This window comes from Streptomyces sp. NPDC127190 (genome assembly GCF_042672505.1).
GTDB lineage: Bacteria > Actinomycetota > Actinomycetes > Streptomycetales > Streptomycetaceae > Streptomyces.
Genome location: NZ_JBHXVE010000007.1, coordinates 301,768 through 312,954, shown reverse-complemented (window position 1 = coordinate 312,954; position 11,187 = coordinate 301,768). Strand labels below are relative to the sequence as shown.

At 70.1% G+C, this 11,187-nt stretch carries 13 protein-coding genes and 1 pseudogene; 5 read left to right on the top strand and 9 right to left on the bottom strand.

The window, feature by feature from the left end; translation table 11 throughout:
- Positions 1-178 precede the first annotated feature (178 nt).
- From ACFVIU_RS14695 to ACFVIU_RS14685, 3 genes are all read left to right on the top strand, one after another.
- Entirely contained in the window at positions 179-643 is a 465-nt protein-coding gene (locus tag ACFVIU_RS14695) for a hypothetical protein (protein ID WP_385842786.1), read from the top strand.
- 80 nt (positions 644-723) lie between these two features.
- A complete protein-coding gene (locus ACFVIU_RS14690; protein WP_385842785.1) occupies positions 724-1,758 on the top strand; it encodes a hypothetical protein in 1,035 nt (344 codons plus the stop codon).
- 162 nt (positions 1,759-1,920) lie between these two features.
- On the top strand, positions 1,921-2,685 hold the full coding sequence (locus ACFVIU_RS14685) for a MerR family transcriptional regulator (protein WP_385842804.1): 765 nt from the start codon (positions 1,921-1,923) through the stop codon (positions 2,683-2,685).
- Between the two features lie 484 nt (positions 2,686-3,169).
- Here the strand turns inward: ACFVIU_RS14685 and ACFVIU_RS14680 are convergent, their stop codons facing one another.
- The 4 genes from ACFVIU_RS14680 to ACFVIU_RS14665 form a co-directional block, all read right to left on the bottom strand.
- Positions 3,170-3,814, bottom strand: coding sequence for a LuxR C-terminal-related transcriptional regulator (locus ACFVIU_RS14680; protein WP_385842784.1), 645 nt, complete (start codon positions 3,812-3,814; stop codon positions 3,170-3,172).
- The gene (locus tag ACFVIU_RS14675) at positions 3,766-5,043 is read right to left on the bottom strand and encodes a sensor domain-containing protein (protein ID WP_385842783.1); all 1,278 of its coding nucleotides are present in this window, start codon (positions 5,041-5,043) and stop codon (positions 3,766-3,768) included. Before ACFVIU_RS14675 ends, ACFVIU_RS14680 begins: the two co-directional genes overlap by 49 nt.
- A 12-nt stretch (positions 5,044-5,055) precedes the next feature.
- Positions 5,056-5,853: a CPBP family intramembrane glutamic endopeptidase gene (locus ACFVIU_RS14670; protein ID WP_385842782.1), complete on the bottom strand. Its 798-nt coding sequence runs from the start codon at positions 5,851-5,853 to the stop codon at positions 5,056-5,058.
- Positions 5,854-5,944: 91 nt separating this feature from the next.
- Positions 5,945-6,367: a MerR family transcriptional regulator gene (locus tag ACFVIU_RS14665; protein ID WP_385842781.1), complete on the bottom strand. Its 423-nt coding sequence runs from the start codon at positions 6,365-6,367 to the stop codon at positions 5,945-5,947.
- A 55-nt stretch (positions 6,368-6,422) separates the two neighbouring features.
- On the opposite strand from ACFVIU_RS14665, the gene ACFVIU_RS14660 reads away from it, so the two are divergent.
- On the top strand, positions 6,423-7,394 hold the full coding sequence (locus ACFVIU_RS14660; RefSeq protein WP_385842780.1) for an SDR family NAD(P)-dependent oxidoreductase: 972 nt from the start codon (positions 6,423-6,425) through the stop codon (positions 7,392-7,394).
- 50 nt (positions 7,395-7,444) lie between these two features.
- Here ACFVIU_RS14660 and ACFVIU_RS14655 read toward each other — a convergent pair whose 3' ends face one another.
- From ACFVIU_RS14655 to ACFVIU_RS14635, 5 genes and pseudogenes are all read right to left on the bottom strand, one after another.
- Positions 7,445-8,338: an aminoglycoside phosphotransferase family protein gene (locus ACFVIU_RS14655; RefSeq protein ID WP_385842778.1), complete on the bottom strand. Its 894-nt coding sequence runs from the start codon at positions 8,336-8,338 to the stop codon at positions 7,445-7,447.
- A 46-nt stretch (positions 8,339-8,384) separates the two neighbouring features.
- A complete protein-coding gene (locus tag ACFVIU_RS14650; protein ID WP_385842803.1) occupies positions 8,385-8,543 on the bottom strand; it encodes a DUF3117 domain-containing protein in 159 nt (52 codons plus the stop codon).
- 36 nt (positions 8,544-8,579) lie between these two features.
- A pseudogene (locus ACFVIU_RS14645) lies at positions 8,580-8,774 on the bottom strand (DUF3117 domain-containing protein); the annotation flags it as partial.
- Positions 8,775-9,358: 584 nt separating this feature from the next.
- Entirely contained in the window at positions 9,359-9,703 is a 345-nt protein-coding gene (locus tag ACFVIU_RS14640; RefSeq protein WP_385842777.1) for an ArsR/SmtB family transcription factor, read from the bottom strand.
- Positions 9,700-10,071 (bottom strand): SRPBCC domain-containing protein, encoded by a 372-nt coding sequence (locus ACFVIU_RS14635; RefSeq protein ID WP_385842776.1) that lies wholly within the window; start codon positions 10,069-10,071, stop codon positions 9,700-9,702. Before ACFVIU_RS14635 ends, ACFVIU_RS14640 begins: the two co-directional genes overlap by 4 nt.
- A 279-nt stretch (positions 10,072-10,350) precedes the next feature.
- Here ACFVIU_RS14635 and ACFVIU_RS14630 point away from each other — a divergent pair, with 279 nt between their 5' ends.
- Positions 10,351-10,977, top strand: coding sequence for a VC0807 family protein (locus tag ACFVIU_RS14630; RefSeq protein WP_385842775.1), 627 nt, complete (start codon positions 10,351-10,353; stop codon positions 10,975-10,977).
- Positions 10,978-11,187: the final 210 nt, after the last annotated feature.

The following is an 11,187-nucleotide window of genomic DNA, read 5'->3' as shown; positions in this document are numbered from 1 at the left end:
CTCCGCCCGGCGCTCCGCGCCGTGGCCGCCCCACCCTGCGCCCCCCGCCCCCCCCCCGCGCGCGCCCCCAACGACGACGCGCTAGACCGGTTGCAGGTGCCGGCCGGCCCGCACGGCGGCAGCACCTGGCCGCACCGCAGAGGTTGTGGTTCCACACAGACACCGGGAGAGAACGAACATGACGATCATGAAGCGGATGCCCGCCCGTGCCGGAGTGCTCATGGCCACGGCGGCGCTGGCGCTGGGCGCCGTGGCCGGACACGCGGAGGCCCGCAGCGCGGACATCTCCAGCTGGAACAGCAGGTCCGACTGCGACATCAAGAGCCCGTACGACCTCTGCCTGTACTACTCCCCCAACGCCAAGAACGCCGCGTACCGGACGAAGCTGCTCCAGGTCGGCGACCTGGGGACGAAGAGGTTCGGCGGCAGCGGGGCCGGCTCCGGCCAGCGGGTCCGCAACAACGCCGCGTCCGCGCAGAACGGCACGGTGTGCAACGTGGGCATCTGGTACTCGACGAACTTCCGCGGGGACTCCAACTGGCTGGCGCCCCACAAGGGCGGCAACCTCACGAGCTGGATGCGCAACAACGAGGCGTCCATCGCCGTCTCGGACCACACCCGCTGCCCCGGTCTCGGTCACTGAGCAGTCCCCAGACCTGTGAGCACGCGGTGCCCCGCCGGGGGCGGGGCACCGCGTGCCCGACCTCCGAGGAAGCGATGGCCATGGCGTACGTCTCCGCACCCGCCCCCGCACAACCGGCACGGCCTGTACGACGCGCACCGCGTCGATGGCTGCCACGACGCATCGCACTCGCCGGCGGCGCGCTGGCGCTGGCGGCCCTGAGCGCCTGCTCCTCCCCGTCGGCCCAGCCGTCCCGTCAGACTGCACCACCCGCGGTGGGCGCGATTCCGCGGATCGTCGGGGTGGAGCACCTCCATCTGCCCATCGAGCGTTACATGTTGACCCCGCGGCAGGCACTGGAATACGACGAGGCGGACGACGCGGCCGTACGGGCCTGCATGCGGCGGCTCTCCGTGCCGTACCCTGCGGCGGCCCGCCTCCCGGCAGGGTCGGCGGCGGAGCGTGAGGCGCTGGACGCGTACACCGTGCTGTACCGGCGGTACGGGCTCACCGACGCCGCGGAGGCCCGGACCTGGGGCTACCACACCCCCACCGCCGCATCCTCCGGGACCACTGCGGCGAAGGCGGCAAAGGTGGCGAAGCCCCGGTCCCTCTCGACGGCGGCCCGAGGTGTCCTCACGGGGGTGGACACCTCGGGCACGCCCCTCACCTCGTACCGTGGCCGGCCGGTCCCCAGGGGCGGATGCCTGGACGAGGCCGAGCGGCTGCTCGGCGCCGGGGGTTCGCAGGGTCCGGGCACCGATACGGACGGAATCGTCACCAGTATCAAGGCCGACGGCTTCGAACGGTCCATGTCCGACCCCCGGGTCACCAAGGTCTTCTCGGCATGGTCGGCGTGCATGACCTCCCGGGGCTTCAGGATGAGCACCCCCATGGACGAGGTGCCGTCGTCGAATGGCGCGACCCCGTCCCGCAGCGAGATCGCCCAGGCGCGGGCGGACGTCGCCTGCAAGGCACGCACCAATCTCGTAGGAGTCTGGTTCGCGGTCGAGTCGGCCTACGAACAGGCCGCGATCGCAGAGCACCGCGCGGAGCTGGACCGGGTGGTGAAAGCCCGCGACGCCACGATCCGCACGATCGACCGACTCTCGCACGGCGACGAGAACCAGTCATGAGGCGGTGGCGCGTTCACTGAGGCTCTTCGGCGCCTGCGACCCGGCGGCCCGTGGTGAACGGGGACACCACGGGCCCCTCTCAGGCTTGCGCTTTCCGTTACGGCAACTTCTACGGTCATACGTGTGGCCGGAGAGACCGGCCCGGCGAAGGAGGCACCGGTCATGGCCTGGTCGATCGCGGAGGTGGCGCGGATGTCCAAGGTGACATCGCGGACGCTGCGGCACTACGACGAGATCGGGCTGCTGCCGCCTGCGTGGATCGGGAGCAACGGGCACCGCTACTACGAGGAGGCCGATCTGCTGCGGTTGCAGCAGATCCTGCTGATGCGGGAGCTGGGCCTGGGGCTGCGCGAGATCCAGGCGGTCCTGGACAGCCAGCTCGACCAGGTGGCCGTGCTCCGTGAGCACCACGAACGGCTGCTCGCGGAACGGGACCGGCTGGAGACGCTGGCCCGTACGGTCGGGCGCACCATCGCCGAACTGGAAGAAGGCAGAGGCAAGGACCGTATGACCAGGATCAACAAGCCGGAGAACCTGTTCGAGGGGTTCCAGACGCCCTCCGAGGCCGAGGCCGAGGTGCGGGAGCGGTGGCCGCAGGCGTGGGAGCAGTCCCGGCGGGCCGTCGAGGCGATGACCTCCGAGGACATGGAGAGCTGGCAGCGTGAGGTGACGGCACAGATGATCCGCATGGCGGAGTTCATGGTGGCCGGCACACCGGTGTCCGACCCCGCGGTACAGGCCGAGGTGGACGCCAACTACCGGGGCATCTGCCGGTTCTGGACGCCGTGCGCGGCCGCGTACAAGGGAGTGGGCCAGAGCTATGTCGACGACCCGCAGATACGGGCGAACTTCGACAAGATCGCCGAGGGGCTCGCCGTCTACCAGCGCGATGCGATGACCGTGTACGCCGACACCCGGCTGAGCTGACCGCACGCACGTACCTGGGGGGCCGCCCCCGGCTGCCACGGTGCTGGCCGTTGACCCGCTGAGGACCAGGATGGCCTGACATCGTCCTACGCCGCGGTGCCCGGCCCGGCTTCCCGTGGATCCCCGAGTGGCCGGGACGGCCCGTCGTCGTCGGCCACCCGGCGCCACGGTTCCGTCTCGTCCAGCTCCCAGTAATCCCGGCAGTCATCACACCGGTACTCCACGCTGCCCGCATCGATCCTCAGCACGGCCCCGTGCGGGCAGCGACTGCCGTCCCCGCGGCCGGCACACTCCTGTTCCCAGGTGTCCCCCATGGGATCGACCGTGCGGTGTGCCGACGGCAGTCAGACAGAGGGCGTACAGGGCGCATAGGCGCTCACCATGGGCAACACACCCCAGAACGCCTCAACAGCCCCGGGTAATTGCCCAGAACGCAATCGCCGCTCGCGCCTCCTCGAAGGGGTTCAAAAGCGCGCCAGGGCGTTCAGCTCTTCAGGTATGCCAGCACCGCCAGCACCCTGCGGTTCACCTCCGGAGAGGGTTCCAGGCGGAGCTTTCCGAAGATCGCTGCTATGTGCTTCGCCACGGCGCTCTCGCTGATGTGGAGGGCGTGGGCGATGGACGTGTTGGAGTGTCCCTCGGCCATTCCGGCGAGGACCTCGTGTTCGCGCGGGGTCAGTGAGTCGATGCGGCCGCGTTTCTCACTGCGGGACAGCAGCTTGGCGATCACGGTGGGGTCCATGACCGTGCCGCCGGCGGCGACGGTGCGCAGGGCGTCGAGGAAGGTGGTGGTGTGGGTGACACGGTCCTTGAGGAGGTAGCCGACGGCGCCCTCTCCCGAGGAGAGCAGCTCGTGGGCGTAGAGCTGGTCGAGGTACTGGGAGAGGATCAGCACCGGGAGGCCGGGGCGGATACGGCGGGCTTCCAGCGCCGCCTTCAAGCCCTCGTCCGTATGGGTCGGTGGCAGGCGTACGTCGATCAACGCCACGTCCAACTCCCGTTCTGTGAGGGCTCTCAGCAGTTCGGGACCGTTGTCCACCGAGGCGACGATCTCGCAGCCGTGTTCGTGCAGGATGCGCGTCAGGCCGTCGCGGAGGAGGAAGAGGTCTTCGGCGAGGACGACGCGCACGGTATCTCCAGGGTCGCGGTGGTCGGACCACCCGGCGGGCTGTGCAGGGCGAGCACGCCGTCGAAGATATCCAACCGCCGCCGTACTCCGGCCAGTCCGCTGCCACCGGCGGGGTCCGCACCGCCCCGGCCGTCGTCCGTGACCGTGACGCGCAGCTGTGTGGCGTCGTGCGCCAGGGTGATACGCACCCTTGTGGCCTCCGCGTGCTTGGCCGCATTGGTGAGGAGCTCCGAAACCGCGAAGTAGGCCGCCGCTTCCACCGGAGTGGGCAGGCGTGGCAGGGGCGGGCTAGCGGAGACTTCCACGTCCAGGTGGCTGTCCAGGGCCATGGAGCGCACGGCGTCGGTGAGGCCCCGGTCGGCGAGGACCGGCGGGTGGATGCCGTGCACCAGGTCGCGCAGATCCTGGAGGGCGCGTTCGGAGGCGGCACGGACGTCCAGGAGCAGGGCACGGGCGGTCGCCGGGTCGGTGTCGAGCAGTCCGGTCGCCTGATCCAGAGTCAGCCCGAGAGCGACCAGGCGCGCTTGCGCACCGTCGTGCAGATCGCGTTCGATACGGGTGATCTCCGCCGCGTGTGCATCCAGGACGGTGGCCCTGTTGTCGGTGAGCCGCGCCACCCGCCGGGCCAACTCGGTCGTACGCGGCGCGGAGAGCAGACGGCGGCTCACACGGCCGTGCAGGGCCAGGACGGGAACCGAAAGGCGCAGGCCGGCTGCGGTGAAGGCCAGGCCCAGCAGCAGTGCCGCAAGCGCCGTCGGCGTCGAGGTGACCGGTATGAAGGCGTACCAGTTGCCGTCGCCCAACTGCCGCCAGACGAACGGCTGGACCAGGGCGCCGAACGCCCCGTACCCGATCAGTGTCGGCGGCAGCGAGGCGAGCGGGCCGCCCGTCAACGGCTCGAGCCAGGCCCACCGCAGATCGCGCCAGAAGCCGTCGTCACCGAGGATCGCGGCGCCGGTACGACGTACCGGGCCGCGGTCGGGCAGGGGTTCGGGCGGGCTGAGGGGGCGGCCGCTCCAGTGGACGGTCCGCGTGCGGTGACGGTCGGCGACGCGGCGCAGGCAGGCGGCGGAGGGCGGCAGCAGCCGGAGGCCGAGGCCCACCGGCACGAGCAGCAGGGCGAGGCCCACCAGCAGCCCGGCGCCGGCCACCTCGAAACCCGAGAGCCCGGTCAGTTGGCATCGGCCCAGCGCGACCGCCCCGTCGCGCCAGGACCACTTCACCCGCACGCCCCCGCCTCCTCATTCCACCGCCGCGGGGATCGTCAGCGCCCTGCGGCCGAACACCCACGCCCCCGCCACCAGCGCGCACGCTACCCCGAAGAGCACCATCGGCGCCGTACGGCCCGTCTCCTCGTCCATGAACAGGAGCATGCCGAGGTTCACCAGGGCGTGGAAGGCACCAGCCAGGAGCAGCCGGGCCATGCCGCCCGTCGCCTCCAGGGCCAGGCCCAGGACGATGGACATCGCGATCGTGGCGAGCAGGAAACCCGCCGCGTACGCCGGGGCCTCGGCCAGTACCTGGACGTGCCACAGCCCCCACACCGCGCCGACCGTGGCCGACGCGGTCAGCGCGCTGAACCTGGTGCGCAGCAACGGCTGTAGGTAGCAGCGCCAGCCGATCTCCTCACCGCACGCTCCGAGGAGTTGCGCGACCGCTATGAGCAGGAAGGAGTGGTGCAGTGTGCGCAGGTCGGTGGCGTGGGGCGCGCCCGTGAGCAGGGCGTAGGGGCCCGCCGACAGCAGGATGATCAGAAAGGGCGAGGCGAGCAGCGGCCAGGCGGAGGTCAGCCGTGTCCGGGGCCCGGAGACCAGCGCCCGCGTGTTTACCGGCCACAGCAGAGCCGCCAGCGCCACCGCCAGCGCCGGGCCGAACTGGGTGAGTTGCACCACCTCGGGAGGGATCCCCGTCGCCGGTTGCAGTGCCCCCAGCGCTCCGGCCGCCAGGAAGGCCACCGTCAGATAGACCGCTGTCCGTACGGTCGGGCTCTCACCCTGTCGCGTCGTCCCGGCCGTTCGCATCGTTCTTGTCGTCCGCATGACCTTCACGATGCCGGGCTGCCATGGGCCGCGGACTGTAGCTGGATACCGAAGACCGTGTACCTGGATACACCCCTTCACCGTCCCTGTCTCAGACCGTCGGGTCCCAGAGCCCGCCCGCCTCGCCCCGGGCAAGGTGTTCGGCGTAGACGCCGACCTTCCAGGCGATCACCGAACGGCACTCCTCCAGCGCCTGGATCTGCGCCTCGACGCGCTGTTGATGTGCGTCGAGGAGCTCCAGCCGTTCGGCCTCATTGCCCGGGCCATGCCGTACCAGTTCGGCGAACCGTTTGAGGTCGGCCAGCGGCATGCCGGATTCGCGCAACTTCACGCAGATCAGCAGCCAGTCGACATCGGCGGTGGTGTACCGCCGCCGACCGCCCGCGGTGCGCTGGACCGGTCCGACGAGCAGGCCCTCACGCTCGTAGAAGCGCAGTGCATGCACACTGAGGCCGGTCCGCTCGGCCACCTCGCCGATGCTCAGTGGCTCGGCACGGGTTTCGACAGTCGCCATGCCGCCCAGCCTAGGACTTGATCTAGACCTCGCTCTAGATTCTAGCGTCGTCGGCATGACCATCAGTGATCAGCAGCCGCTCGGCTCGCCCTTCTCCGCCGCCAGCACCGCCGAGGACGTCCTCGCCGGTCTCGACCTGTCCGGCGCCACCGCCGTCGTGACCGGGGGCTATTCCGGACTCGGCCTGGAAACCACCCGAGGTCTGGCTGCCGCCGGGGCCCGGGTCATCGTTCCGGCACGCCGGCCCGGCCTCGCCCGCGCCGCTCTCGCAGACGTGGACGGCTGCGATGTCATCCCCATGGACCTGGCGGACCTCGCCAGCGTGCGCGCCGCCGCCGCACACATCAAGGACTCCCTCGGCAAACTCGACTTCCTCATGGCCGTCGCAGGCGTCATGGCCACCCCTGAGCAACGCGTCGGGCCCGGCTGGGAAGGCCAGCTCGCCATCAACCACTTCGGACACTTCACCCTCGCCTACGAGCTCTACCCTCTCCTGGCCGCCGCCGAGGGTGCGCGGGTCGTCGTCAACAGCTCCGCCGGGCACGCCTTGACCGACATCCGCTGGCACGACCCGCACTTTTGCACCGGATACGACAAGTGGCTGGCCTACGGTCAGGCGAAGACCGCCAACGCCCTGTTCGCCGTGCAGTTCGACGCCCTCGGACGCGACGACGGCGTCCGGACGTTCGCTCTCCACCCGGGAAAGATCATCACCGGGCTCCAGCGGGAAATGACTCTCCAGGAACAGATCGAACGTGGATGGGTGGACGAGCACGGCAACGTGATCGGCGCCGACTTCAAGACACCCTCCCAGGGCGCCGCAACCGGCCTGTGGGCCGCCACCTCCCCGCTCCTCGGCAGCCGAGGCGGCCTCTACCTCGAGGACTGCGACATCGCCCGCGTTGCCGCCCCCGCCACGCCCATGGACGACGGCGGCGTCCGCGCCTACGCCATCGACCCGGACGCAGCCGCACGGCTGTGGGAACTGTCCGTCGCGGCGACCGGCGCTCCCCCGGTCACGCGCTAGCCGGGTCTCCGGCCCGGTGTCGCGTTCCGCGTCTCCAGTCCGCCCACGCATCAGCCTCTCAGAACATTGTCGAGCGCTGCCCGGCCTGCGGGTCCCCACGCCGGCTTGCCGCCAGGAAGGCCTTGGTCCCCGTTCTGTCCCATCAGCATGAGGAACAAGCTCTTCAGGGCGGCCAGCCCACGGGCGCGCCGGATCGTCCCCTCGTCCGCCTGCGCGTACACGTCGAAGAAGCGTGAGGTCGCGCCCGAGGGAAGGATGACCCATGCGGCGGCGAGGTCCCACGCCGGATCCCCGGCGAACAGGGAACCGAAGTCGATCACGCCCGAGAGCGTCCCGTCCGAGACGACGACGTTCGCCGGATGCAGGTCGCCATGCACCCACACCGGCGGCCCCTCCCACTCGGGCGCCGCGACGGCTTCATCCCAGACGGCTCGCACATCGTCGGCGAGGTCGTCGGGGACGACGGCGTGGAAGAAGTGGTCGAAGCCGTCCGTGCACTGCTTGGGGTGGCCGCCACGGTCTTCGCTGATCGGCGCGTCAGCGGGGGCCTCCACGTGGAGTGCCGTGAGAAAGCCCGCCAGGGTGTCGGCCGCGTGGTCGCCGCGACTGATCGCAGAGTAGTCCAGCGGCTCGCCGGGAACCCACGTCATCACAGTCCAGTGCTTGGGAAAGCGCGCGGACGGTTCACCGAACCGCACCGGGGTCGGCACGGGGAGCGGCAGGCGCGGGGCCAGCACGGGCAGCCACCGCCGCTCCTTGAACTGGAGTTCCGGGGTGGGGTCCATGCGCTGCATGCGTACGGCCAACTCGTCCCCGAGACGCCACATTTGGTTGCCCCAGCCGCCCGCCACCTCGCGGATGGCGAGCCGCGCAAGGTCCGGATGCTGATCCTTCAGCAGGTCGTGGACCAGGTCGGCGGTGATCTCGATCTCGGAGTCGGTCATGCGGAGCCACAGTACTGGGGCAGGTGAGGTGGCTCCCGCTCTCACATCAGTCGACGACGTTGCGGAGTACGTCGGTGAGGGCACCGGCGTCGGCCGGGCTCAGTTCGAACACGACCCGACCGCCGCCTTCGAGCGGTATGCGCATGAGGATGATCTGCCCCTCCCTGGTGACCTCCAGCGGGCCGTCGCCCGTACGCGGCCTGATCTTGGCCCTGAAGCACGCAGTGGATTCACCGTTGTCGACGACTTGCTTGAGCGCGCCGGTGAGGTCACTCGCCTCTGCCGGGGTCAGTTCGAGCACGAACCGACCGCCGCCTTCGAGCGGTAGGCGCATGATGATGCCCCGCCCCTCCTTGGTGACCTCCAGCGGGCCGTCGCCCGTACGCGGCCTGATAGCGGCGCGCGGCTGAGAGAACTCACCACCGTTGAGGGTCAGCGGCTGCCTCGCGTTGCCCTCGGTCTTGACTGTGCACGTCCCCGCACCGGGTGCCGCGGTGGCGGCAGGCGCCAGGAACACCATGCTCCCGAGGACGAACGATGAGGCAACGAGCGAGATGACGGCGTTGCGCCGGATGCACCGGGCCATGGTGGGGGTCCTCCCTCGCGATGCGTGGAGGGCGCCGCGGAGCACGGGGGCAAGTCACCGCGCCAGCTGGCCGAAACTGTCCCTCCAGCGACAACGGGATGTACGACTGTGGCGCCGGACTGGTGGGTAAGGCGCCGCTCCCCCATCCTCCACCTCCCCGCACCCGGTGTCGACCGGACGGCCCTGGGCCTGTGAGCAGGCCTGACGGACAGGCTCAGCAGCTCGCCCCAGGGCGGCTTGACAGCTGGTGCTGAGCGACCGCGGCCACGACCACGGCACGTGCCGTCGTATGGTCGGGGACCTCGGCGTGAAGCCACTGATCGCCCGCCGCCGGCCCCGAGCACGGCTCCGGCCTGGGCACCCAACGCTGGGTCGTGGAGCGCGCTTTCGCCCCCGAAGCCTTCCTCGTTCTGGGATGCGCACCGATCTGGGGGTCAGGGCCCAGCGGTCCCCTCCGCCAGATCCTTGATCGCGTTGAGGCGGCGTTCCCACTGGGTGGCGAGGGTGTCCATCCACCGCGTCGCCCGCCTCAGTGGTTGCAGGTCGGCTTCGTAGCGGACCTCGCGTCCGACTCTGTGGGCGCGTACGAGTCCTGCGCGGTCGAGGACGGCCAGGTGTTTGGCCACCGCTTGGCGGGTGATGGGCAGGCTTGCCGCCAGGGAGGTCGAGGTCGCGCCGCCTTCGCGGGCAAGGACGGCCAGGACCTCTCGGCGGATCGGTTCAGCCAGGGCCACCAGGACGTCATCGGGAGCCTGTTCGCCCTCGTTGGTGCGGGTCATGCCGTGGTCTGTTCGCAGTCCGCGCGCAGTTGGTCGAGCTTGCCAGGCCAGTTCTGACCGTTGGCGCGGTGCCGGCCGATGACCTCCTGCGTGGGCAGCCCGAGGTGCGCAAAGCCGCTTTCGACCATGGTGAGCCGGGTGCCTCCTGTGGAGTCGTCTTCGGTCAGGGTGAACTCGACCAGAGTGGCGTTCGAGTCGTCCGGTTCCTCGCCTGCGGCGCCTTGAGACCACCGCCAGGACAGGCGGCGCGGAGGCTCGACTGTCTGGATACGGGCGGGAATGACCCCGTGGAGGCCGTGGTCGAAGACCAAGAGGCCGCCGGGGCGCAGGTCGATCTTGACCGGCTCTCCGTTGCCGAACCAGCACATCCGGCGACGCGTACGCAACCAACCGGTTGCACATGAGGCAAGTAGCCGCATGGGCCCCAGCAAGCTTCGGGCACCCGCTTCGTACTAGCCATCACAGTCCAAGATCGGCAAGAATGTGCGCGGTTCAGACGTCCGCCGGATCACGCCGGGCGCCTCTGCACGTGCCTTCTGCACGATTCATTTCTCGGGGGAAATCGCATGTCCAGTGCTACTTCGCAGCCTCCTGCCCGAAAGCGGTCGACCGCCGCTGTCGGCTGGTTCCTCACCATCGCTCTCAACGTGGTCGCACCCATCCTCATCTACAACCAGTTGCACGACCACGGCTACAGCGAGTCCACCGCCATCCTCGTCTCCGGTCTCGGCCCGGTGCTGGACATCGCGATCTACCTCGCCTGGCACCGGCGGATCGACGAATTCGCCATCGTCTCCCTGCTTTTCGTGGTGCTCACCCTCGTCATCTCGTTCACCGGACCCGACGACCCGCGGCTGCTGCTGGCCAAGGACTCCTTCGTGACCGGTCTGGTCGGCGCGGTGTACCTGGCCACGCTGGCCGCGCCGCGCCCGCTGATGTTCTACTTCGGCCGCAAGTTCGCCACGGACGGCACTCCGCAGATGATCGACTGGTGGAACGGCATGTGGCAGTACCCGGGGTTCCGCCGAGTGCAGCGCAATCTCACGATCGTCTGGGGCTTGGCGTTCATCGTGGAGGCAGTGCTGCGGATCGTGCTCGTCTACCAGCTGTCCCACAGCCAGATGGTGACCGTCAACAGTTTCCTGCCGTACGTCGTGATCGGCGTGCTGGTCTACTGGACGATGACCTACGCCCGGCGGGCGAGCGCCCGCGGCCGCGCCGCAACCGCAGCAGCCCAGGCCACCGCAACGGCGGGCGTGGACCATTCGGTCTGAGCCCGGCACCTGGTGAGCTGCCGCGACGCACACCCCTGACCACCGCGAGGTGGTGAGACGAACAAGAAGATCGCCGCCGTCCTTGCGGATGAGCGCGCGGTAGGTGAAGTGGTGACCCTGGCCCCGGGGGCCGCCGCCGCGGGGCCCGGGGGGGGGGGGGGGGGGCCCGAGCGCGCGCCCCCCCCCCCCGGCGGCCCCCCCCCCAACACC

What these genes read in the sequence shown, in the direction of transcription:
- ACFVIU_RS14695 (WP_385842786.1), top strand. Translation starts at nt 179, where the DNA reads ATGACGATCATGAAGCGGATGCCCGCCCGTGCCGGAGTGCTCATGGCC.
- ACFVIU_RS14690 (WP_385842785.1), top strand. Translation starts at nt 724, where the DNA reads ATGGCGTACGTCTCCGCACCCGCCCCCGCACAACCGGCACGGCCTGTA.
- ACFVIU_RS14685 (WP_385842804.1), top strand. Translation starts at nt 1,921, where the DNA reads ATGGCCTGGTCGATCGCGGAGGTGGCGCGGATGTCCAAGGTGACATCG.
- ACFVIU_RS14670 (WP_385842782.1), bottom strand. Translation starts at nt 5,853, where the DNA reads ATGCGGACGACAAGAACGATGCGAACGGCCGGGACGACGCGACAGGGT.
- ACFVIU_RS14665 (WP_385842781.1), bottom strand. Translation starts at nt 6,367, where the DNA reads ATGGCGACTGTCGAAACCCGTGCCGAGCCACTGAGCATCGGCGAGGTG.
- ACFVIU_RS14660 (WP_385842780.1), top strand. Translation starts at nt 6,423, where the DNA reads ATGACCATCAGTGATCAGCAGCCGCTCGGCTCGCCCTTCTCCGCCGCC.
- ACFVIU_RS14655 (WP_385842778.1), bottom strand. Translation starts at nt 8,338, where the DNA reads ATGACCGACTCCGAGATCGAGATCACCGCCGACCTGGTCCACGACCTG.
- ACFVIU_RS14640 (WP_385842777.1), bottom strand. Translation starts at nt 9,703, where the DNA reads ATGACCCGCACCAACGAGGGCGAACAGGCTCCCGATGACGTCCTGGTG.
- ACFVIU_RS14635 (WP_385842776.1), bottom strand. Translation starts at nt 10,071, where the DNA reads ATGTGCTGGTTCGGCAACGGAGAGCCGGTCAAGATCGACCTGCGCCCC.